Annotated in this window: 20 protein-coding genes and 2 tRNA genes; 7 read left to right on the top strand and 15 right to left on the bottom strand. The window is 71.7% G+C overall.

Annotated features, from left to right (window positions below; genetic code table 11):
• The first annotated feature begins 235 nt into the window (after positions 1-235).
• Complete coding sequence (locus tag ACIF9R_RS34090) at positions 236-1,510, top strand: SPFH domain-containing protein (protein ID WP_399986299.1); 1,275 nt, start codon at positions 236-238, stop codon at positions 1,508-1,510.
• Positions 1,511-1,683: 173 nt separating this feature from the next.
• Positions 1,684-2,292, top strand: coding sequence for a lytic polysaccharide monooxygenase (locus tag ACIF9R_RS34085; protein WP_399986297.1), 609 nt, complete (start codon positions 1,684-1,686; stop codon positions 2,290-2,292).
• A 62-nt stretch (positions 2,293-2,354) separates the two neighbouring features.
• Here the strand turns inward: ACIF9R_RS34085 and ACIF9R_RS34080 are convergent.
• The 6 genes from ACIF9R_RS34080 to ehuB all read right to left on the bottom strand — a co-directional run bounded on the left by ACIF9R_RS34080 (position 2,355) and on the right by ehuB (position 6,644).
• A tRNA-Lys gene (locus tag ACIF9R_RS34080) sits at positions 2,355-2,428 on the bottom strand.
• A gap of 109 nt (positions 2,429-2,537) precedes the next feature.
• Positions 2,538-3,296 (bottom strand): IclR family transcriptional regulator, encoded by a 759-nt coding sequence (locus ACIF9R_RS34075; RefSeq protein ID WP_399986295.1) that lies wholly within the window; start codon positions 3,294-3,296, stop codon positions 2,538-2,540.
• A 295-nt stretch (positions 3,297-3,591) separates the two neighbouring features.
• Entirely contained in the window at positions 3,592-4,377 is a 786-nt protein-coding gene (gene ehuA, locus ACIF9R_RS34070; protein ID WP_399986293.1) for an ectoine/hydroxyectoine ABC transporter ATP-binding protein EhuA, read from the bottom strand.
• Complete coding sequence (ehuD, locus tag ACIF9R_RS34065; RefSeq protein WP_399986292.1) at positions 4,367-5,017, bottom strand: ectoine/hydroxyectoine ABC transporter permease subunit EhuD; 651 nt, start codon at positions 5,015-5,017, stop codon at positions 4,367-4,369. Before ehuD ends, ehuA begins: the two co-directional genes overlap by 11 nt.
• Complete coding sequence (ehuC, locus tag ACIF9R_RS34060; RefSeq protein ID WP_399986291.1) at positions 5,014-5,718, bottom strand: ectoine/hydroxyectoine ABC transporter permease subunit EhuC; 705 nt, start codon at positions 5,716-5,718, stop codon at positions 5,014-5,016. The genes ehuD and ehuC overlap by 4 nt, the downstream gene beginning before the upstream one ends.
• Positions 5,715-6,644: an ectoine/hydroxyectoine ABC transporter substrate-binding protein EhuB gene (gene ehuB, locus ACIF9R_RS34055; protein WP_399986290.1), complete on the bottom strand. Its 930-nt coding sequence runs from the start codon at positions 6,642-6,644 to the stop codon at positions 5,715-5,717. The genes ehuC and ehuB overlap by 4 nt, the downstream gene beginning before the upstream one ends.
• A gap of 107 nt (positions 6,645-6,751) precedes the next feature.
• Here ehuB and ACIF9R_RS34050 point away from each other — a divergent pair, with 107 nt between their 5' ends.
• The gene (locus ACIF9R_RS34050; protein WP_399986289.1) at positions 6,752-7,246 is read left to right on the top strand and encodes a DUF3830 family protein; all 495 of its coding nucleotides are present in this window, start codon (positions 6,752-6,754) and stop codon (positions 7,244-7,246) included.
• A gap of 138 nt (positions 7,247-7,384) precedes the next feature.
• On the opposite strand, the gene ACIF9R_RS34045 is transcribed toward ACIF9R_RS34050, so the two are convergent.
• Together ACIF9R_RS34045 and ACIF9R_RS34040 are read right to left on the bottom strand one after the other, a co-directional pair.
• Complete coding sequence (locus tag ACIF9R_RS34045) at positions 7,385-8,806, bottom strand: amidase (protein ID WP_399986288.1); 1,422 nt, start codon at positions 8,804-8,806, stop codon at positions 7,385-7,387.
• 17 nt (positions 8,807-8,823) lie between these two features.
• Complete coding sequence (locus ACIF9R_RS34040; protein ID WP_399986287.1) at positions 8,824-9,807, bottom strand: D-2-hydroxyacid dehydrogenase; 984 nt, start codon at positions 9,805-9,807, stop codon at positions 8,824-8,826.
• Positions 9,808-9,996: 189 nt separating this feature from the next.
• Here ACIF9R_RS34040 and ACIF9R_RS34035 point away from each other — a divergent pair, with 189 nt between their 5' ends.
• The 3 genes from ACIF9R_RS34035 to ACIF9R_RS34025 all read left to right on the top strand — a co-directional run bounded on the left by ACIF9R_RS34035 (position 9,997) and on the right by ACIF9R_RS34025 (position 13,181).
• A complete protein-coding gene (locus ACIF9R_RS34035) occupies positions 9,997-10,785 on the top strand; it encodes a decarboxylase (protein ID WP_399986343.1) in 789 nt (262 codons plus the stop codon).
• The gene (locus ACIF9R_RS34030; protein ID WP_399986286.1) at positions 10,782-11,513 is read left to right on the top strand and encodes an aspartate/glutamate racemase family protein; all 732 of its coding nucleotides are present in this window, start codon (positions 10,782-10,784) and stop codon (positions 11,511-11,513) included. The genes ACIF9R_RS34035 and ACIF9R_RS34030 overlap by 4 nt, the downstream gene beginning before the upstream one ends.
• A gap of 567 nt (positions 11,514-12,080) precedes the next feature.
• A complete protein-coding gene (locus ACIF9R_RS34025; protein WP_399986285.1) occupies positions 12,081-13,181 on the top strand; it encodes an LLM class flavin-dependent oxidoreductase in 1,101 nt (366 codons plus the stop codon).
• Here ACIF9R_RS34025 and ACIF9R_RS34020 read toward each other — a convergent pair.
• Complete coding sequence (locus ACIF9R_RS34020) at positions 13,157-15,058, bottom strand: putative bifunctional diguanylate cyclase/phosphodiesterase (RefSeq protein WP_399986284.1); 1,902 nt, start codon at positions 15,056-15,058, stop codon at positions 13,157-13,159. The two genes, ACIF9R_RS34025 and ACIF9R_RS34020, sit on opposite strands and share 25 nt — an antisense overlap.
• A 605-nt stretch (positions 15,059-15,663) precedes the next feature.
• Here ACIF9R_RS34020 and ACIF9R_RS34015 point away from each other — a divergent pair.
• Entirely contained in the window at positions 15,664-16,887 is a 1,224-nt protein-coding gene (locus ACIF9R_RS34015; protein ID WP_399986283.1) for a M6 family metalloprotease domain-containing protein, read from the top strand.
• Positions 16,888-16,940: 53 nt separating this feature from the next.
• Here ACIF9R_RS34015 and ACIF9R_RS34010 read toward each other — a convergent pair.
• From ACIF9R_RS34010 to ACIF9R_RS33985, 6 genes are all read right to left on the bottom strand, one after another.
• A tRNA-Lys gene (locus ACIF9R_RS34010) sits at positions 16,941-17,014 on the bottom strand.
• Entirely contained in the window at positions 17,005-17,577 is a 573-nt protein-coding gene (locus ACIF9R_RS34005; protein ID WP_399986282.1) for a hypothetical protein, read from the bottom strand. The genes ACIF9R_RS34010 and ACIF9R_RS34005 overlap by 10 nt, the downstream gene beginning before the upstream one ends.
• A gap of 132 nt (positions 17,578-17,709) precedes the next feature.
• Entirely contained in the window at positions 17,710-18,111 is a 402-nt protein-coding gene (locus tag ACIF9R_RS34000; protein ID WP_399986281.1) for a hypothetical protein, read from the bottom strand.
• 257 nt (positions 18,112-18,368) lie between these two features.
• Positions 18,369-18,557: a hypothetical protein gene (locus ACIF9R_RS33995; protein WP_399986280.1), complete on the bottom strand. Its 189-nt coding sequence runs from the start codon at positions 18,555-18,557 to the stop codon at positions 18,369-18,371.
• Between the two features lie 178 nt (positions 18,558-18,735).
• Entirely contained in the window at positions 18,736-19,416 is a 681-nt protein-coding gene (locus ACIF9R_RS33990) for a DUF2238 domain-containing protein (protein ID WP_399986279.1), read from the bottom strand.
• A 186-nt stretch (positions 19,417-19,602) separates the two neighbouring features.
• A complete protein-coding gene (locus tag ACIF9R_RS33985; RefSeq protein WP_399986278.1) occupies positions 19,603-19,797 on the bottom strand; it encodes a hypothetical protein in 195 nt (64 codons plus the stop codon).
• Positions 19,798-20,410 lie beyond the last annotated feature (613 nt).

Raw genomic sequence — 20,410 nt, 5'->3', positions numbered from 1 at the left:
GCGACGTGGCACCGGGCCGATCCACGGCTCCCCACCGCTCCCACGCCGGACGACCCCGGACGGCGGGGCGACTTGGGCGTTCCAGGGGGCGCGGGGAGGGCGGGACGCCGCCGCGGAGGGTCTGCCGGGGTCCCCGACCCGGGACACCCGCTGGCGTCGGGAGGGAGCCAGGACACCCAACCCGGAGCTTCAGTCCCTCGATGTGACGCATCTGGAGCGGAGGCTGGAGGCACGCTTGACCACGACGACGTCCCACATCCCCGAGCACGTTCCTGAGCCGACCGGATCCACTCCCGAGTCGATCCACGAGTCGATCCCCGAGTCGATCCCGAAGCCTCTCACCGGCTCCGCGGACCCCGCGGACAGCGGCGCGGTGGCGATCCGCCCGGTCCGGCTCATCCACGCCGGGTCCACCACCGAAATCCCCATCCACCTGCTGTTCCGCGAGGACCACGAGGACCGCGAGGACGGCGCCGGCCACGACACCCCCGGCCCCGCCCCCATCCGCCTGCGCCCCGCGGCCGCCGCCCGCCGACCGGGCGCGGGGTCGGGCGCGGGGCAGGGCGCGGGGCCGGGCGCGGCGCCGGACCGGGGCGAGCCGTGCCGCCCGGCCATCCCCCCGGTGGACCCCGAACTGACGGAGCGCCCCGCACGCGTGCTCCCCGGCACCGTGGGCGTGCTCGCCGGCCTGTGCGGAGCGGCAGGGTGCGCGGCCACCTCGTGGTGGGCGGGTGTCGTGCCGCCGCTCGCGGCCGAGGCACTCGGTCTCACCGGGCGGGCCGGCACGGCGTCAGGTCTCGGCCCCGCGCAGTGGGCCGCGTACGCGGGAGCCGGGGCGCTCGCCCTGTTCGGGTTCGGCGGGCTGGCCCGCGGCCGGACCGGGCGGGCCTGGGTGCTCGACCTCTTCGGCCGCTACCGGGGGACGGTGCGGCGGACCGGGCTCCTGTGGGTCAACCCGCTCCTGCTGCGCCGCCGGGTCGATGTGCGGCTGCGGCACTGGCGCGGTGAGCCGATGCGGGTGGCCGACCGCGGCGGGGTCGCGCTGTTGGTGACCGTGCTGGTGGTGTGGCGGGTGCGGGACACGGCGCGGGCCGCGCTGGGCGTGGAGGACCACGAGGCGTATCTGCGCGCATGCGTCGAGGCGGCATTGCCCCGGGTTCCGATGGCCGCGCCGGGCGCGGGGCGGGGCGCGGTGGAGGCGGCGCAGGACGCGCTGACCCGGCTGGTGGCGGAGGACGTCGCGCCGTTGGGGGTGGAGGTGTTCGCGGTGCGGCCGGTGCGGGTGGAGTACGCGCCCGAGGTGGCCGCCGCGGTGCACCGGCGGCGGATCGCCGCGCTGGACGCCCAGTGCCGGGCGAGCGCGCTCGGCTCGGTCGTGGACGCGGTGGAGGACACGGTGACCCGGCTGACGACGCGAGGGCTGGTGGAGCTGGACGACCACGAACGCAAGGTGCTGGTGAAGGACCTGACGCTGGCGTTCTGCGCGGCCCGGGGGGAGCCGGGGCCGTGAACGGCGGGCCACGCGGGCCAGGCAGGCGGGGTTGGCCGGACAGGCCAACGACCCACGCGATTGGTATGGACATGTCCAACGCGCGCCCCTAACCTGAGACTTGGTCTAGACCTACCTGCATGGCTCACCGAAACTCCCCCACGAACTCCCCCACGCATTCCAGGAGCGGCAGCATGCGCACAACACGGACCAAGCTGTACGCAGCCGCGGTGGGACTGGCCACGACCGGAGCGCTCGTGCTCTCCTCCGGCGGTGCCAGCAGCCACGGCTACACCGATCTGCCGATCAGCAGGCAGAAGCTCTGCCAGAACGGCACGGTCACCAACTGCGGATCCATCCAGTGGGAGCCGCAGAGCGTCGAGGGCCCGAAGGGCTTCCCCGCCTCCGGTCCCGCCGACGGGCAGCTCTGCTCGGCCAACAACGCGCGGTTCGGCCAGCTCGACAGCCCGCGTACCCCGTCGGGCGGGGCCTGGCCCACCACCCGTGTCTCCGGCGGCCAGAACTACACCTTCCGGTGGCAGTTCACGGCCATGCACGCCACCACCGACTTCAGGTACTACGTCACCAGGCCGGGCTGGAACCAGAACCACAACCTGTCCCGGTCCGACCTCACCCTCACACCGTTCCTGACGGTGCCCTACAACGGTCAGCGCCCCCCGGCGACCCTCTCGCACAGCGGCCGTCTGCCGTCCGGGCTCAGCGGCCACCACGTGATCCTCGCGGTGTGGACGGTGCATGACACGGGCAACGCGTTCTACGCCTGCTCGGACGTCACGTTCTGACCGGTCCCGCCCCCCCGAAACGCGTCAAAGGGCCTCTCGCTCCCACGAGAGGCCCTTTCAGGTGCGCCGCCAGGGACTCGAACCCCGGACCCGCTGATTAAGAGTCAGCTGCTCTAACCAACTGAGCTAGCGGCGCATGACTCCCGCCGTTCCGCTTGCGCGGGCGGCGACGAGAAAAATAATACCCGCTCCGGAAGGGTGGTTCCGACCACCACCACCCTCCCGTGCCGGGCCCCGGGTGCGCGCTAGATCGTCAGTGAGAGCAGCACCGGGGCCGCGTTGCGGTTGAGGGTCTCGGCGGCCCGGCGCAGCCGGTGGGCGTGCTCGACCGGGAGGGACAGCGCCAGGCAGCCCACCGAGGAACCGGCCGTGATGGGGACGGCCGCGCAGACCGTGCCCACCGCGTACTCCTGGAGGTCCAGGACCGGCGCCGTGGGCGGCTGCGAGGCGAGCCGGGAGAGCAGCAGCCGGTCGCTGGTGATGGTGCGCGAGGTGAGCCGGGCCATCCGGTGCCGGGCGAGGTGGTCGCGCCGGCCGTCGTGGTCGAGCTGGGTGAGCAGGCTCTTGCCCATCGCGGTGGCGTGCGCCGAGGAGCGGAAGTCCACCCACTCGTTGACCTTCGGGGTGGCCGGGCCGTCGGCGTACTGGGTGACCTCGACCTCGCCGTCGATGTACCGGGTGACGTAGACGGCGGCGCCCACCGAGTCGCGGAGCCGGTCCAGGGTGTGCTGGAGCTTGTCGCGCAGCGCCCGCTCGTGTCCCTCGGCGGAAGCGAGGCGGGCGAAGGCCGCTCCGGTGACATACGCGCCGTCGGCGATCTGCTCGACGTAGGCCTCGCGGCGCAGCATCCGCAGGAGGGTGGTCAGCCGCTCCGTGGGGATACCGCTCTCGCGGGCGAGTTCGGTGTCGGTGACTCCTGTGCAGCGCCGCGCCACCGTCTCCAGGACGCGCAGCGCGTCCTGGACCGAGTGGTACGACGCGGTCGGCTCGTGCTTCAGCGCCACGGTTTCCCCCTGCGCTCGCCATTGGGGCCGCAATCCGGTCAGCGAATCCCTTCCACGATAGCCGTCAAACGGCTCCCGGGGAGCGGATGTTGGCGAGATTGCGACCCTCTCAACTGGGACGCCGACCCTCTGGCATATGCCAGAGGGATGACCCATGGCGCGGACCTCGGGCGTTCCCGAGACCCGCGCCGCGGCTACGCCCCGTGGTCACGGGATCGTGCTCCCGTGACCACGGGACCGCGCTCCCGTGGTCACATGACCCCGCTCCCGTGGTCACATGACCCCGCTCCCGCGGTCAAAGGACCGCGCTGAGGAACTCCCGCGTCCGCTCGTGTTCCGGCTCGTTGAAGATCTTCTCCGGCGGGCCCGCCTCGAGGACCCGGCCCGCGTCGAACATCAGCACCTGGTCGGAGATGTCCCGGGCGAAGTTCATCTCGTGGGTCACGCAGAGCATGGTGATGTCGGTGGTCCGGGCGATGTCCCGCAGCAGGTCGAGGACGCCCGCGACCAGTTCGGGGTCCAGCGCCGAGGTCACCTCGTCGAGGAGCAGCACCTTCGGCCGCATCGCCAGCGCCCGGGCGATCGCCACCCGCTGCTGCTGGCCACCGGAGAGCTGCGCCGGACGGGCGTCGCACTTGTCGGCCAGGCCCACCATGTCGAGCAGCCCCTTGGCCCGTTCCGCCGCCTCGTCCTTGGACATGCCCAGCACGGTGACCGGCGCCTCGGTGATGTTGCGCAACACACTCATGTTCGGGAACAGGTTGAACTGCTGGAACACCATCCCGATCTGCTTGCGCACCTCCCGCCGCTCCTTCTCCGTCGCCGGGAAGAGCTTCTGCCCGTCCACGGTGATCGTGCCCTCGTCGGGCTTGAGCAGCGTCATCAGCAGCCGCAGGATCGTCGTCTTGCCCGACCCCGAGGGGCCGATCAGGGTGACGTGCTTGCCGGCGTCGACGGAGAAGTCCAGGTGGTCGAGGACGGTGTTCTCGCCGAACCGCTTGGTGACCTGCTCCAGGCGGATCAGCTCACCGGCGCCGCGTTCGGGACTTTTCTCGGGATGGGGAAGGGTGTCAGTGGGCAAGGCGTCGCTCCAGGGCTCGCAGGGCAAGGGAGGCCAGGTAGGAGATGACGATGAAGGCTATGCCGATCACCGTCAGGGGCTCGGTGAACTGGAAGTTCTGCTGCGAGAACAGCCGTGCCTCGCCGAGCATCTCCAGCACCGTGATCGCCATCAGCAGCGGCGTGTCCTTCAGCATGGAGATCACGTAGTTGCCGAGGGCGGGGACCACGCGGCGGATCGCCTGCGGCAGGATCACCGCCGTCCACGTCCGCTTCAGCGGCAGGTTCAGCGCCGTCGCGGCCTCCCACTGGCCGACCGGCACCGCCTCGATACCGGCCCGGTAGACCTGCATCGTGTACGTCGAGTAGTGCAGCCCGATGGCGACCACACCGGTGGTGAGCGCCGAGAAGGTGATGTCCCACTCGGGCAGCACGTAGAAGAGGAAGAACAGCTGCACCAGCAGCGGGGTGTTGCGGACGAACTCCGTGACCGCCCCGACGGGCCAGGTCACCCAGCGGGTCGGCACCCGCATCAGCAGCGCCCACACCAGGCCGAGGGCGAACGACAGCAGCGACCCCAGGACGAGGATCTGCAGGGTGACCAGCAGACCGTCCCAGAAGTGCGGCATGAAGTCGGAGACCGCGCTCCAGTCCCATGTCATCGGGCACCCCCGATCCCGGCCGGCTCGGGAGCGGCGGCCTCACGCTTCGGTGGCGTCTTCCCCACGCCCGCCTTCAGCTTCTTCTCCAGCCCGCGCATCACCCGCGTCAGCAGGAACGCGATCACGAAGTAGATCAGCAGGATGTACGTGTAGATCTCCGCGCTCTCCTGCAGCGCCAGGCGCACCAGGTTGCCGCTGAACGCCAGATCGCCCATGCCCATGATCGACACCAGCGCGGTGCCCTTGAGCAGCTCGATCAGCAGGTTGGAGAACGGCGGGATCATCTCCGGCACCGCCTGCGGCAGCAGGATCAGCCGCATCCGCTGCCAGGGCGTGAAGCTGAGCGCGATGCCGCCCTCCTTCTGCGCCGGGTCGACCGCGCCGAGCGCGCCGCGCACGATCTCGGAGCCGTACGCCCCGTAGGTCAGGCCCAGTGCCAGCGTGCCCGCCCACATCGGCACCAGCTGCCAGCCGAAGGCCGGCGGCAGCACGAAGAACACCCAGAAGATCATCACCAGCGCGGAGGTGCCGCGGAACACCTCGGTGTAGAAGCCCGCGAGGAAGCGGACGATCCACAGGTGGTGGGTGCGCGCGATACCGATCACGAAGGAGACGCCGGCCGCGAGCAGCGAGCTGAAGACGAGCAGCTGGATCGTGACCCAGACACCCTGGAGTACGAGTTCCCACAGTCCCGTCGTCATCCGCCGCAGAGCTCCTTCGCGGTCAGATCGGTCATCTCGTCCTCGGTGAACCCGAAGGGCTTGAGGATGCGCAGCAGCTCGCCGCTCTTCTTGAGCTTGTGCAGCTCGACGTTGAAGGCGTCCCGCAGGTTGGTCTCGTTCGGGCGGAAGGCGAAACCGCCGCCGTCGGTGTGCGGCTCGCCGTCGACGATCGGCTGGAACGCCTCCGTCGCCTCGGTCCTGGCGGACTTCTTGACCACCTCACGGACGGTCAGCGCCGTACCCGCGAACACGTCCACGCGCCCGGCCTCGACGGCGTTCAGGCCGGCCACCTGGTCGGGCACGATGAGGATGTCGCTCTCCTTGTACCCGGCCTCCACCGCGTAGGCGATCTCCGCGTAGCCGGTACCGGTCGCGAACTTGGCCTTCTTCGCCACGACGTCCTTGTAGTCGCGCAGCCCGAGCGGGTTGCCCTTGCGCACGATGAAGGCGTCGAGCATCTGGTAGTCGGGGTCGGAGAAGATGACCTGCTCGCAGCGTTCGGGGTTGATGTACATCCCGGCCGCCACCACGTCGAACTGCTGCGACGCCAGACCCGGGATCAGGGAGCCGAACTCCGTCGGCACCGGCTGCACCCGGTCCACTCCGAGCCGCTTGAAGATGACCTTCGCCAGCTCCGGGGCCTCGCCGGTCAGCTCACCGTCCTTGTCGATGTACCCGAAGGGGATCTCGCCCGCGATGCCGAGCCGGGCCACCCCCTGTGCCCGGAGCCGTTCGAGAAGATCGCCGCCTTCCACGTCGGACGCGGTGGCCACCCGCGAGCAGCCGGCCGCCCCCAGCGCGCCGAGCGCCGCGACCCCCGCGAGCAGCGACCGGCGAGTGGGTCCGGCTGTTCTGGATTTTCGGTCGGATGTGCCCCTCGGAGGGGTTCTGAGTGGTGGAGCCATGGGCGCGCAGCTACCCGAACCCATGGCGGTTATGCCGACCTTTTTCAGACCGGTACCCCGGCCCGGCGCCCTTGACCGCGGGGCCCCGGGGCACTGCCATGGAGGGCATGGCTGATCGCTACATCGAAGTCTCGCTGGTCAGGCGCAACATCACCTGCACGGCCCGCCTGCTGGACGACCGGGCCCCCCTCACCTGCGCGGCCGTCTGGGACGCGCTCCCCCTCGGCGGCGACGTGTATCACGCCAAATACGCCCGCAACGAGATCTACGCCCTCTTCCCGCCCTTCGCGGCATCCGAGCCACCTCTGGAGAATCCGACCGTCACACCGATTCCGGGTGACCTGTGCTATTTCACCTTCGCGGGGGCCGAGCTGGGCACCACCTCCTACGGCTACGACCGCGAGGTCCGCCCCGGCACCACCCTGGTGGACCTGGCCCTGTTCTACGAGCGCAACAACCTGCTGCTGAACGGCGACGTCGGCTGGGTGCCCGGCATCGTCTGGGGCCAGGTGGTGGACGGTCTCGCGGCCATGGCCGAGGGCTGCAACGACCTGTGGCGCACGGGAGCGGCCAGGGAGACGCTCAGCTTCCGGCGGGCGTGACGCTGCTCGGCTTCCGGCGGGCCCTGGCTGCGCTCGCTTTCGGCGGGCGTGGCTCCGCCCGGCTTCCGGAGCGCCTGACTCCGCCCGGCTTCCGGCGGGTCCTGGCTCCGCTCGGTTTCCGGCGGGCCGTGACTCCGCTCAGCTTCCGGCGGGCCCGACTCCCGTGGCCACCGTGGCCGCCCCCGCCTCGTACAGCGCGTGCGCCGCCCGCAGGACCAGGGCGTCCTGATGCCGGGCGGCCACCAGCTGGAGGCCGACCGGCAACCCGTCGGCGTCGGTCCCGACGGGCACCGTCGCGGCGGGCTGCTGGGTCATGTTGAAGGGGTACGTGAACGGGGTCCAGCCCGTCCACCGGCGGTGACCCGACCCCTTCGGAACCTCCGCGCCCGCCTCGAACGCCGTGACCGGCAGGGTGGGGGTGACCAGCAGGTCGTAGGTGTCGTGGAACCGGCCCATCCGCCGCCCCAGGTCCATCCGCACGTCCACCGCGGCCAGATAGTCCAGCGCCGAGAGCCGGGCACCGAGCCCGCAGATCTCCCGCAGCCCCGGGTCGAGCAGCCCGCGCTGCTCCCCGTTGAGGTGCTGGGTCACCCGCGCCGCGCCGGCGAACCACAGGGAGTGGAAGGCCTCCACCGGATCGGCGAGATCGGGGTCGGTCTCCTCGACGTACGCGCCGAGCCCGGCCAGCCGCTCCACCGCCCGCCGCACCACGGCCGCGACCTGCGGATCCACCCGCACCTGTCCGCCCAGCGACGGCGAGTACGCCACCCGCAGCCCGCGCACCCCGCCCGCGAGCCCCGCCGGGAACGAGCCGGGCGCCGGACCGAGCGCCGACCAGTCCCGGGAGTCCGGCCCGCCGATCACCTCCATCAGCAGCGCCGCGTCCGCCGCGTCCCGGGTCATCGGACCGACGTGCGCCAGCGTGCCGAACGCGCTCGCCGGATACAGCGGCACCCTCCCGTACGTCGGCTTCAGCGCGAAGATCCCGCAGAACGCCGCCGGGATCCGGACACTGCCCCCGCCGTCCGTGCCCAGGGCGAGCGGCCCCGCGCCCAGCGCCACGGCCGCCGCCGCGCCCCCACTGGACCCGCCCGCCGTACGCGCCGGATCGTACGGATGACGGGTGATCCCGGTGAGGGGTGAGTCCGTGACCCCCTTCCAGCCGAACTCGGGGGTCGTCGTCTTGCCCAGGAACACCGCCCCGTGCTCCCGCAGCCGGGCCACCGAGGGTGCGTCCTCGTCCCAGCGGCCCGCCGGGTCGATCGTGCGCGACCCCTTCAGGGTCGGGGCGCCGCGCAGCAGCAGGATGTCCTTCACCGTGACCGGCACCCCGTCGAGCAGTCCGCACGGCTCCCCGCGCCGCCACCGCTCCTCGGACGCGGCGGCCCGCTCCAGCGCGTCCTCGGCGAGCAGCCGCACGAACGCGTTCACCTCCGGCTGCACCGCCTCCGCCCGCTCCAGCGCCGCGCGGGTCACCTCCACGGGACCGAACTCGCCCCTGCGGTAGCCGTCGAGAAGCCTCACGGCGGTCAGCTCGGTGAGTTCGGTGAGCTCGGACATCCGGCCTCCTTCGTACGTCAGTGACCGGGTACATACCCACGCCGCTTGTCGACCACGTTCACCAGCGGCTCGCCCGCCGCCCACAGCTCGAACAACTCCACGAACTGCGAACCGAGTTCGTCCCGCCACCCGACCGTGTCCCCGCTCATGTGCGGCGACACGACCAGCCCCGGCAGCTCCCAGAGCGGACTGTCCGGGGTGAGCGGCTCGGTCTCGAAGACATCCAGCGCGGCGCCCGCGATCCACCGCCGGCGCAGCGCCTCGGCCAGCGCCTCCTCCACGACCAGCTGCCCCCGGCCGATGTTGACGAAGTGCGCGGACGGCCGCATCAGACCGAACCGGCGGGCGTCGAACATGCCCCGCGTCCCGTCGGTCAGCGGGGCAGCGGCGATCACCCAGTCCGCACCGGCCAGCAGCCGGTCCAGGTCCTCCGGTCCGTGCACACCGGACCGCGCCGTCCGCCCGGCCAGCGCGGTGCGCACCCCGAGCGCCTCCAGCGTCCCGGCGACCGCCCGGCCGATCGGCCCGGACCCGACCACCACGGCACGGGTCCCGGCCACCTTCCGCGTCTCCCGGTGCCGCCAGGTCCGCGCCCGCTGGAGCTCCAGCGTCCGCGGCAGATCCTTGGCGAAGGCGAGCACCAGGGCGGCCACGTACTCGGCGATCGGCCGGTCGAAGACGCCGCGCGCGTTGGTGACCACGGTGTCGGAGGCGACGAGTTCCGGACAGAGGAGATGGTCCACGCCCGCGCTCGCCGTGTGCACCCAGCGCGGCCGGGGCCCCTCACCGGGCCACGCCCCGCGCACCGCGTGCGAGGTGAAGTCCCACACCAGCAGCACATCCGCGGACGGCAGCCGGTCGGCGAGCGTCGAGGCGTCGGCGTGCTCGACCCTCACCCGCCCGGTGAGCCGGCCGAGGCGGGGGAGCGGATCGGCGTCCAGGACGAGCAGCGTGGGGATGGAGGCGGTGCTGGACGTGGGGGCTGACGTGGGGGTGGTCATGGACCTCGCCTCCCGGTTCTCCGGAGTGGTGCGGCTCCCCGGCGGCAGCCGGTGACGACGAGTCAACCAGGTTGACCGGTGGGTGACCCAGGCGGATTGACCACGCTCGCACCCGAACCTACCGTCGTCAACACGGGCGTTCCCGCGATGCTTTGTGTGCTCGTCTCCCAGCGTGAGGCCGGTGCTGACATGGACGTCTCCTTTCTCGGCGGACCCGGCCCGCAGCGCGGTGTCGGTGTCGTCGCCCCCTTCGACTTCGCGCTGGACCGCGAGCTGTGGCGCTGGATCCCGGACGACGTGTCGCTGCATCTCACCCGAACGCCGTACGTGCCGGTCGAGGTGAGCCTCGACCTCGCCCGGCTGGTCAGCGAGCACGAGACGCTCGGCGACGCGGTGCGCACCCTCACCGCGGTCACACCCGAGGTCGTGGCGATGAGCCGGGCCGGCGCGGTCCCCTCCATCACCACCTCCGGCGCGCTCCTGGAGGCGCTGGTGGAACTGGACGTACGCCGGGTCGCCCTGGTCACCCCGTACACCGTGTCGGTCACCCGCGCGCTGGAGGACTACGTCGCCCTGGCCGGAGTCACCGTCACCGGCTGCGCGTTCATGGGTCTGACCCGGCACATCTGGAAGGTCACCTACCGCGAGGTGGTGGACATGGCCCGACGGGCGGCGGTCCGCGGACGGCTCGGCGCGGCGGACGCGCTGTTCCTGTCCTGCACCAACCTCCCGACCTACGACGTCATCCCGCAGCTGGAGGCGGAGCTGCGCATACCGGTCATCTCGGCCAACCAGGTGACCATGTGGGCGGCGCTGCGCCGACTGGGTACACGGGCGGTGGGACCGTATCAGGCGCTGATCGACGCGTCGGCGCGCTCCGGGACCGTACTGCCGGGCCAGACATCCGGCTCCGTACTGCCGGTACCGCCGGAACTCCCGGACGTGCCGGAAGAGAAGCAGCAGGAAGGCTGGACATGACCGCACTGGGATTCCTCTATCCGGGCCACTCCGCGGAGGACGACTATCCACGCATCGAGCAGTTGCTGGGCAGCGACGTCCGGGTGGACCTGGTGCACACCGACATCGGAGAGGACGCCCACCGGGTGGACGCGCTGCTCCGGATGGGCGCGCCCGAGCGGCTGGCGGCCGGCCTCCAGCAACTCCGGCTCTCCGGCGCCGAGGCGGTGGTGTGGGCCTGCACCAGCGGCAGCTTCGTGCACGGCTGGGACGGCGCCCACGAGCAGGTGCGCAGCCTCGCCGTGGCGGCCGGCATGCCCGCGTCGTCCACGTCCTTCGCCTTCGTGCACGCGCTGCGCGAGATCGAGGCCCGGCGGGTCGCCGTCGGCGCCACCTACCCGGACGACGTGGCCGAGCTCTTCGCCGCGTTCCTGCGGGCCGGCGGGGTGGAGGTCACCGGGGTGCGCAGCTCCGGGATCGTCACCGCCGCGGAGGTCGGCACCTGGGGCGAGGAGGAGCTGTTCGCCCTGGCCCGCGCGGCCGACACCCCCGACGCCGACGCGCTGCTCCTGCCGGACACCGCCCTGCACACCATCGCCCACATCCCGGCCCTGGAGAAGGAGCTGGGCAAGCCGGTCCTCACCGCCAACCAGGTCACGGCGTGGGAGTGCCTCCGCCTGGCCGACCGCCGCGTGAACGCGCCGCGGCTGGGCGCGCTGTTCACCCGGGAGCCCATCGTCCAGGCCTGACCCTGACCGGGGCGGCACGGCATACGGAAGAACCCCGGCCCCACTGGAGTGGGACCGGGGTTCTCGTCGAGCGCCGGGCAGGCCTTGCACCTGCATCTCCCCACAGGAAGTGGGGCATCTTTCCTTAGACGACCAACGCGAGGCCGGACTCCCGGGGGTCTCCCGCGGACCGGCAGAATGATCATAACCCAGACTGCCCGCGCCCGCATCCGCCACGCCGACGCAGCGGCCCTCGCACGAGTTCCACGGCCCCGCCGGCCGCGCCCCGCCCCGCCGGCCGCGCCCCGCCCCGCCGGCCCCGCCCCGCCCCGCCAGCCGCGCCCCGCCTTGCCGCGCCGCGCTTCGCCGGCCGCGCCGCGCCCCGCCTCGCCTCGCCGGCCCAGCCTCGCCTCGCCTCGCTGGCCCAGCCTCGCTGGCCGCGCCTCGCCTCGCCGGCCTCGCCTCGCCTCGCCGGTCCCGCGCATCCTCGTCCCCGGCTCCCCGCCGCTCCCGCGCCGGGAATAGCCCGGGGCCGTGCCGCTGTTGCCGCCCGGAGGGAACGTCACACTTCACAGGAGGCACCGCACCATGGCCGCTGATGCCGCAGACGAGATCCGGGGCACCGCCCACGGCACCGCACTCGTGCCGCTCTCGGTCCTCGACCTGGTCACCGTCGGTGCCGGAACCACCGCCACCGACGCCCTGCGGACCAGCGTCGGCCTCGCCCGCCTCGCCGAGTCCCGCGGCTTCCACCGCCACTGGGTCGCCGAGCACCACTCCATGCCGGGCGTGGCCTCCTCCTCGCCCGCCGTGATCCTCGCCCACCTCGCCGCGCACACCACCCGTATCCGCCTCGGCTCCGGCGGGGTGATGCTGCCCAACCACGCGCCGCTGGTCATCGCGGAGCAGTTCGGCACGCTGGAGGCGCTGGCCCCGGGCCGGATCGACCTCGGACTCGGCCGCGCCCCCGGCACCGACGGCGCCACCGCGGCCGCCCTGCGCCGTACCGACCGGCTGAACGAGGGCGCCGACGACTTCCCCCAGCAGCTCGCCGAACTCACCCGCTTCCTGGACGACGACTTCCCCGACGGCCACCCCTACGCCCGCATCCACGCCGTGCCCGGCCCGGTGCAGGCGACGTCCCCCGGCGGCGTGCAGTCCCCGCACCGCCCGCCGGTCTGGCTGCTCGGCTCCTCCGGTTTCAGCGCCCGGCTGGCCGGCATGCTCGGCCTGCCCTTCGCCTTCGCCCACCACTTCTCCGCGCAGAACACGATCCCGGCGCTCGACCTCTACCGCGAGTCCTTCCGCCCCAGCGAGGTCCTCGACGCCCCCTACGCCCTGATCGGCGTCTCCGCGCTCGCCACGGACGACGAGAAGGAGGCCCGCCGCCAGGTGCTCGCCGCAGCGCTCAACATGGTCCGGCTGCGCACCGGCCGTCCCGGCCTGGTCCCCACCCCCGAGGAGGCGGAGGCGTACGACTTCAGCCCCATGGAGCGGGAGTTCGTCGACTCCTGGAACGCCAACGTGATCCACGGCACTGCCGACGAGGTCCGCACCGGCCTCGACGAGCTCCACAAGCGCACCGGCGCCGACGAGCTGATGCTCACCGCCAACGCCCACGGCGGCGACGTACGGCTGCGCTCCTACGAGCTGATCGCCGACGCCTACGGATTGCCCACGCCCGCCTGAACCCCCGGCACCCCGGGCGTGCCCAGCAGCTCGGAGATGCGATCCGGCGACACCGGACGTGAGTACAGCCAGCCCTGACCGGTGTCGCAGCCGATCCGGCGCAGCCGCGTCGCCTGCGCCGAGGTCTCCACGCACTCCGCGGTGACGGTCAGACCGAGCCGGTGGGCGAGCTGCACCATCGCCTCGACGATGACCTCGTCCGCCGGGCTGGCCTTGGTGGCCCGGTCCTCGATCTGGAAGCCCCGGACGAAGGAGCCGTCCAGCTTCAGCACCGACACCGGCAGCCGGCTGAGATAGGCCAGGTTCGAGTAGCCGGTGCCGAAGTCGTCGATGGCGATGCGGACGCCCATGTCGCTGAGCGCCTTCAGCGTCTGGATCGGCCGGCCGGAGGAGCCCATCACCGCCGACTCGGTCAGCTCCAGCTGGAGCAGCCGGGGCGCCAGCCCCGTCTCCTCGAGGATGTCGGCGACGTCCGCCACCAGGTCGGAGTCCCACACCTGGCGGACCGCCACGTTCACGCTGACGAAGATCGGCGGCCCGTCCGGGTGTTCCACCTGCCACGCACGGGCCTGGCGGCAGGCGGTGCGCAGCACCCAGCGGCCGAGCGGCACGATCGAGCCGTCCTCCTCCGCGAGCGAGATGAACCGATTCGGCGTCAACGTGCCGAACCGCGGATGGTGCCAGCGGACCAGCGCCTCCACGCCGTGCACCCGGTCGTCCTCCATGCCCACCAGCGGCTGGTACTCCAGAGCGAACTCGCCCCGGTCGATGGCCGGGCGGAGTGTGGAGGCGAGCGCCTGGCGGGTCACCCGGTGGGCGTTGCGCTCCGGGTCGAACAGCGTCCAGCGGGACTTCCCGTCGGCCTTCGCCCAGTACAGCGTGGTGTCGGCGGCCTGCATCAGCGCGGTGGGGGTGGTCCCGGCGGCATGCCGCTCGACCACCCCGATCGACGCGGACACCGACAGCCTGCGGCCGGAGAGGTCGAAGGGGGCCTGGATCGCGTCGAGCAGCGACTCGGCGAGGTCGGCCAGCTGTTCCGTTCCGGTGGAGTCCTCGACCAGCAGCGCGAACTCGTCCCCGCCGAGCCGGGCCACCAGCGGCGTACCGGTCCTGGCCGCGTCCTTCGCGCACCGGCTGAGCCGCTCGGCGACGGCGGTCAGCAGCTCGTCGCCGACGCGGTGGCCGAGGGTGTCGTTGACGGCCTTGAACCCGTCCAGGTCGAGGTAGCACAGCCCGATCCGGCCCGTGCCGCTCTCCTCGTAGGACTCCGCCTCCAGAGCGGCCGTCAGCCGCTCGAAGAACAGGGTGCGGTTGGGCAGCCGGGTCACGGGGTCGTGCATCCGCAGGTGCCGCAGGCGTTCCTGCAGCTCACGCTGGTCGCTGATGTCGGCGACCGACAGCAGGACGCCCCCGTCGTCGGCGGGCAGCGGGGTGACCGTCACCCGCACCCAGAGCGTGTGTCCCTCGGGGTGCTTCAGCCGGCGCGTGCAGCGCAGCCTCGCCCGCCGGCCGCGCAGCATCTCCCGGTAGGCGTGCCAGGTGCGGGCGTCGGAGGTCAGATCCACCAGGTCGGCGGCGACGGCCCCGGCGAGGGTGTCCGGATCGCGGCCCAGCAGCCCGGCCAGGGCAGGGTTGGCACCGGCCACCAGGCCCTCGCGGTCGACCACCGCCATGGCGAGCGGCGCGGCCGCGAAGACGGAGCGGTACGAGGGGGGAGGCAGGGGAGGTGAGGCGGATGGGGAGGGCGGGGGAGACAGGGCCGAGGGGGATCGCAGTGCTGGGGATTCGGTACCGGCAGACGTGATGATCTCACTCTCCGTGACGATCAGTCGGTCGAGTTCAGTCGCGGGCGCCGGCCCTTCGGACGTTCCGCTCACCACTCGCTCCCGCAGTGCACTCGATCGCTGTCCGCCGCTGTCCGTGCAGGAAAGTCTCAGTACCAGGAAGTGTGCCGATCATAGAGGCCCGTGCGGGGGCCTTTCCAGTCACTCTCCGGCCTTCCCTGTCGATCCGCATCTCTGCCCGATCGTTTCTGCTCAGGGGTGGACGGCTTCTGCGGGCCTCCGATCAGTTGTGACGTTCCGTGAGTGCGACCGGGGTGTCGGCCCCGCCCCCTCTCCTCCTGAGCCGCCCCCACCCCTCCGGTCCCGTCCCTCTCACCCGTCCGGTGCAACTCAACAGGGCGCAGTATGACAAATCATCACACTCTGGGCTGCGGTATCCCGCGAACCGTCTCCCGGAGGTCCCCGTGCCGCGTGAGCTCACCCCGAGAGGACTCGGTCGTGAGGCGCTGCGGGACCGGCTCGGCCGATCGGGTGCATGGCTCCGGCTGGACCGATGGGGTGTACGCCGGCGGCCGGCCGGTTCGGATGCACGCCCGCGGCTGAACGATTCGGATGCACGCCCCCGGCTCGGGGAACCTGACGTACGCCCCCGGCCCGGAGGACCGGACGTACGCCCCCGCCTGCGCAGCACCGCGGCGATGTGCACCACCATGTCGGCACTCGCGGCGACCTCCATGGTGAGCGTCCCCTCCGAGATCGAGCCGTTCTCCGCCGCACCCTGCGTCCTCACCCGCACCGACGCCCACCACTCCGAGGGCCTCGACACCTGGAACACCGCCTACCCCCGCCCGTCCCGCACCCTGGACGCGGTCATGGTGTTCCTCTCCTTCCCCGACTCCCACCCACTGACCGCCCCCGCCGACCTCGCCGCCGACCACTTCCCCGCCACCGGCCGCTTCTTCCGGCAGGCCTCCTACGGCAGGTTCACCCTGCGCCCGCACCCCCTGCGCCAGTGGATCCGCATGCCGCGCCCCTCCACCGAGTACGCCATACAGCGCGACTGGACCGTCGAGCACCGCGCCGCCTACCTGCGCGACGCGCTCGCCGTGACCGACCGGCACGTCGACTACGCCCGCTACGACGTCGTCTACTTCGTCGCCGACCCGGACGCGCCCGGCGTGGACTCCGACGCCACCAAGGTCGTCAACCTGGACCGCCCGCTGCGCGCCGACGGCACCGACATCCGCCGGGTCGTCACGGTCTTCGAGAACCACCCCCCGGACCGACTGGTCCTCGCCCACGAGACCGGCCACGTCTTCGACCTGCCCGACCTCTACCATCGCCCGGTGGACGGCAAGGGCGACTGGGACACCCATGTCGGCGACTGGGACCTCATGGGCAGCCAGTTCGCCCTCGCACCGGATCTCTTCGGCTGGCACAAGTGGAAGCTCGGCTGGCTGGAACCCCGCCAGGTGCGGTGCGTACGGGACGCGGGAACGGTACGGCTGACACTGGAGCCGCTGGGGGCGGGACCGGGGACACCGGTGACCGGGGCAGCGGGGGCACCGTCCTTCGGCCTCGGCCGGGGCACCAAGCTCGTGGTCGTCCGCACCGGCTCCGACACCGCGCTCGCCTTCGAGGTGCGTGACCAGGTCGGCAACGACGCGGCGGCCTGCCAGCCGGGGGTGCTGGTCTACCGGGTGAGCGGCGACACCCGCTCCGGACGCGGCCCCATCGAGGTGATCGACGCACACCCGCACACCGAGGCGTGCTGGGAGGACTCCGTCTACCCCCCACTGGCCGACGCGCCGGTCGCGGCCGGGGAGAGCTTCACGGTGCCGGGGGAGTCCGTACGGGTGGAGGTGGAGGGCCGTACGGCGTCGGGCGCGTGGACGGTGAAGATCACCACAGGACAGCGGTGATGGCTGGATATGACTGAGGCCCCCCGCTTCCACGAAGGGCCTCACTCATGTCGTGCGCCGCCAGGGACTCGAACCCCGGACCCGCTGATTAAGAGTCAGCTGCTCTAACCAACTGAGCTAGCGGCGCCTGCTGACGTCGTAGACATTAGCATCACGATCCGCGGGAGGAAAAATCGATATCCGTACGGCCGCGCGGGCCGCCCGTACGGCCGCCCACAGCAGCACCTCCGGGCCCGGCAGCCAGGGACGACGGGTGTCGGGGGCCACCAGCCAGCGGGCGGCGGGCGGGGGCTCGGCGGGGTCCGCCGATACGGGCGCCGGGAGCGTCACCGCGTCACCGGCGCCGTGACACAGCAACGGCGGAACCCCGTCCGTCCGCGCCCCGCGCGCGCCCCACTCCTCCCACTCCATGAGGACCGGTAACCGCTGTGCTGTACCGGGCGCGGCGAAGAGCAGGATCCGCCGGCGGAACTCGGCCACGGGACCGGACCCCGGCCCCTCCTCCCACATCCGGTCCAGCATCCGCCGCCCGAAGACCGCGGGCGCGCTCACCACGTCGAAGACCACACCGCAGGGCAGCACGGGCGGGGCGTCCGGCGTGCCGCGCGGATACGGTCCGGCCGAGGCGAGCCAGGCGGCACCGTCCGCGGTAACACCGCTGACGTCGGAGGCCTTCCCTCTGCTGCTCATGACACACACATCTACCGTCGGTGAGGGAACGGTTCCGCAGAGTCCCCGAAAGTGCCGACGCGAAGCCGACCGACCGCGTATCCTGCCCGCCCGGCATATGCCACGCCCGTTCGAGCAGAACCGCTCCTCAGCTCACGTGATGTCGATGTGCCCCGGCCCGCCCGAACTGCCCGAACCGCCCGATCCGCCCGGCCCTTCCCCGCCCCGCATCAGACCCCGCCCGAACTCGACCATCTTCTTCGCGTAGTCCTCGGTCCACTCGGCGCGCTCGGCGATGTCCGCCGTCGTCAGCCGGTCGAAGCGCCGGGGATCGGCCAGCTGGGCCGCCGCCATCGCCTGGAACTCGGTCGCCCGGTCCGCCGCGGCCCGGAACGCCAGCGTCAGCTCGGTCGCCCGCTCCAGCAGCGCGCGCGGGTCCTCGATCGACTCCAGATCGAAGAAGTGCTCGGGATCCGAGGCCGCCTCCGCGGGCTCGAACAGCAGGGGCGCGGGGCGTAGCCGCGGCTTCTCCCGACGCGGCGCGTGCTCCGCCATGAGGTCTCCTCCACTTACATCGCGATCGACCCCCGGTAGGCGGGCCACCGTCCATTGTCCCGCGCCCGCGCAAGAGGGCGTCGACGCTCACGATGAGAGCCCCCGGCTCGCTACGGCAGCAGGGTCAAGGCAGCCACGTCGGTGGGCCGGACGATGTTGAAGTGGCGACGGTCCAGCGTCGCGATGGTGGCCGCCGCGACCACGGGGCCAGTGTCGATCACGATCACGCGCTGCGCTGCTCCTGACCGCCCCATGCCTCATGAACGATGTCCTTCGCGCGCGCCGAGGTTCGGGTCGCCGTCGAAGGAAGCGGTGGTACGAAAGCGCCGACGAGGGCGCTCACCGCGCTCCACCTCGGCCCATTCGCGCAACAGCTCTATGGCATCCATCAGCCGGTCCTCCGGCAACGCATCCAGAAGGCAGTGTGCTTCCTCGCGAACGGTCATACCGGACAATCTACGGTCCGCAGGGCGCTTCAGTCCCCGGTGTCCGCAGAGGCAGCGGTGCCACCGGGCCATCCGGCTTCTGTTGCCGCATGCGGCTGCTGCCGCACTTGACACTCCGTGTGCCCAGGGAGCGCGACGTGCAAGAGCTTTGCGAAGCGATGATGCGCCACCGCATCGTTCAGGCCTTCGCTGAAACCCGCAGGCGGGCAACGCTGCGGTCGTGCGGTCGGCTGAGGAGCAGCAGCGAGGCGATGGCGCCGATCAGCGCGCAGAACATGTCCCACTGGGTGTCCCAGACATCGCCCTGCGTCCCCAGGAACGCGTCGGCCGCCTGTCCTCCGATCACGGCCGCCAGCCACTCCAGCATCTCGAAGGTGGCGCTGAAGGCGAGGCAGGCGCAGACCGCCAGCGGGGCGAGCCAGCGGCTGCCGCGCAGGGGCGAGGTCCGGATGAGAAGTTCCCGGACCAGGATCGCCGGGACGAAGCCCTGCATGAGGTGCCCGAAGCGGTCGTAGGGGTTGCGCTCCAGGTCGAACAGGTCGCGCACCCAGTCACCGGCCGGAACCTCCGCGTACGTGTAGTGCCCGCCGACGATGAGGACGAGGGCGTGGACAGCCAGGAGGCCACAGAGCAGACCGCTCAGCGGGAACCGCCGGCGCAGCAGGACCGCCATCGGCAGGCCCAGCATCACCCACACCGTTTCCAGCACCCAGGTCGTCGGGTCCTTGGCGCCGAACGCCGACACCGTGAGCGCCGCCGCGACGAGGGCCGCGAGCACGGCGGGCAGCCGCCGGCCGCCACGGCCCGGTACCGACAGTGTGCTGTCCGCTGTTCCGACGGACGCGGGGAAGGACGGCATCAGAGACTCCTCATGTCCAAGGTCCCCGACTGACCGGCGATCCAGCCGTCCGGGGCGTACGGCCATCCTCAACGCGCCCCGACACCCCGGCATGAGTACGCCTACTCAACTACTGTGCTGGAAAGGGTCGTTGCCGCCCTGAGCCAAGAAGCCGTACCTCGACCGTTCAAGAAGCGTGCGGCCCCCTCAGCTGCCGATGCCCCCCAGGTCCAGCACCTTGTCTTCGTCCGGCGCATCTATCCTCAAGGGCTTCTCGAAGGCGCTGAACGTGGTTGTGGTCCGGAGGTCGGTGCCCTCGTAGTCGACCCTGAGCAGGTAGGGCTTGTCCTCTGTGGCGACGTGGAATGTGTAGGTACCGCCCTTGTCCTCCGCGTCGGTCACCACCACCGCGACGGCCGGGCGGGCCGTCGACCTCTGTCGGCCCGCCCCTCTTCGCTTTGCCGAACGTGTCGAACGGCCAAGTGCAGTCGGAAAGCCCGTCGCCGGGCACTGACCCACTGGACGGAGTCTTGATCCAGTGGTCCTGCTCCGCCGCACTCGGTGTCTCCCGCCCCGCCCACTGATCGAGGTAGGCGCGGTTCGGCCGGACGTAGTCCGTCTCTCCGATCCGTATCTGTTCGAGTCTGGCACCCGACTCCCAGGACGACCTGAATCTGCAGGTGCTCTTGAGGTCGGTTGCCAGAACGCCGGTGATGCGCTCCCCGTCCGCGCGGGTGGTTTCCGTTTCGGTGATCACTGAAGTAAGCGACTTCATGGTCTTGTTTGCGTCCTTGAGTGACGGCTCGGCGGAGCGTTCGTTCGTTGCGGCGCCACCCGAACAGCCGGTCACGGTGGCGCCGAGCGTCAGGCAGGCCGCCGTGGCCGTGACAACGGTCGAGATCTTTCCCATGAAGCCCCCAGGATGCTCCTATGCTTGTCAAGCCACTGGAGCAAGGTCGGTTTGGGTGATTCGTTCCGTTGGTGTGGTGGTCAGGGCGCGGTAGACCTCGCGGGC

The sequence above is a fragment of the Streptomyces sp. NPDC086080 genome, from assembly GCF_044540255.1.
Classification (GTDB): domain Bacteria; phylum Actinomycetota; class Actinomycetes; order Streptomycetales; family Streptomycetaceae; genus Streptomyces.
This window is presented reverse-complemented; position numbering and strand designations above follow the sequence as displayed.

Coding starts and splice junctions, on each gene's coding strand:
- ACIF9R_RS34085 (WP_399986297.1), top strand. CDS start 1,684: ATGCGCACAACACGGACCAAGCTGTACGCAGCCGCGGTGGGACTGGCC.
- ehuD (WP_399986292.1), bottom strand. CDS start 5,017: ATGACATGGGACTGGAGCGCGGTCTCCGACTTCATGCCGCACTTCTGG.
- ehuC (WP_399986291.1), bottom strand. CDS start 5,718: ATGACGACGGGACTGTGGGAACTCGTACTCCAGGGTGTCTGGGTCACG.
- ehuB (WP_399986290.1), bottom strand. CDS start 6,644: ATGGCTCCACCACTCAGAACCCCTCCGAGGGGCACATCCGACCGAAAA.
- ACIF9R_RS34050 (WP_399986289.1), top strand. CDS start 6,752: ATGGCTGATCGCTACATCGAAGTCTCGCTGGTCAGGCGCAACATCACC.
- ACIF9R_RS34045 (WP_399986288.1), bottom strand. CDS start 8,806: ATGTCCGAGCTCACCGAACTCACCGAGCTGACCGCCGTGAGGCTTCTC.
- ACIF9R_RS34040 (WP_399986287.1), bottom strand. CDS start 9,807: ATGACCACCCCCACGTCAGCCCCCACGTCCAGCACCGCCTCCATCCCC.
- ACIF9R_RS34035 (WP_399986343.1), top strand. CDS start 9,997: ATGGACGTCTCCTTTCTCGGCGGACCCGGCCCGCAGCGCGGTGTCGGT.
- ACIF9R_RS34030 (WP_399986286.1), top strand. CDS start 10,782: ATGACCGCACTGGGATTCCTCTATCCGGGCCACTCCGCGGAGGACGAC.
- ACIF9R_RS34025 (WP_399986285.1), top strand. CDS start 12,081: ATGGCCGCTGATGCCGCAGACGAGATCCGGGGCACCGCCCACGGCACC.
- ACIF9R_RS34015 (WP_399986283.1), top strand. CDS start 15,664: ATGTGCACCACCATGTCGGCACTCGCGGCGACCTCCATGGTGAGCGTC.
- ACIF9R_RS34005 (WP_399986282.1), bottom strand. CDS start 17,577: ATGAGCAGCAGAGGGAAGGCCTCCGACGTCAGCGGTGTTACCGCGGAC.
- ACIF9R_RS34000 (WP_399986281.1), bottom strand. CDS start 18,111: ATGGCGGAGCACGCGCCGCGTCGGGAGAAGCCGCGGCTACGCCCCGCG.
- ACIF9R_RS33995 (WP_399986280.1), bottom strand. CDS start 18,557: ATGACCGTTCGCGAGGAAGCACACTGCCTTCTGGATGCGTTGCCGGAG.
- ACIF9R_RS33990 (WP_399986279.1), bottom strand. CDS start 19,416: ATGCCGTCCTTCCCCGCGTCCGTCGGAACAGCGGACAGCACACTGTCG.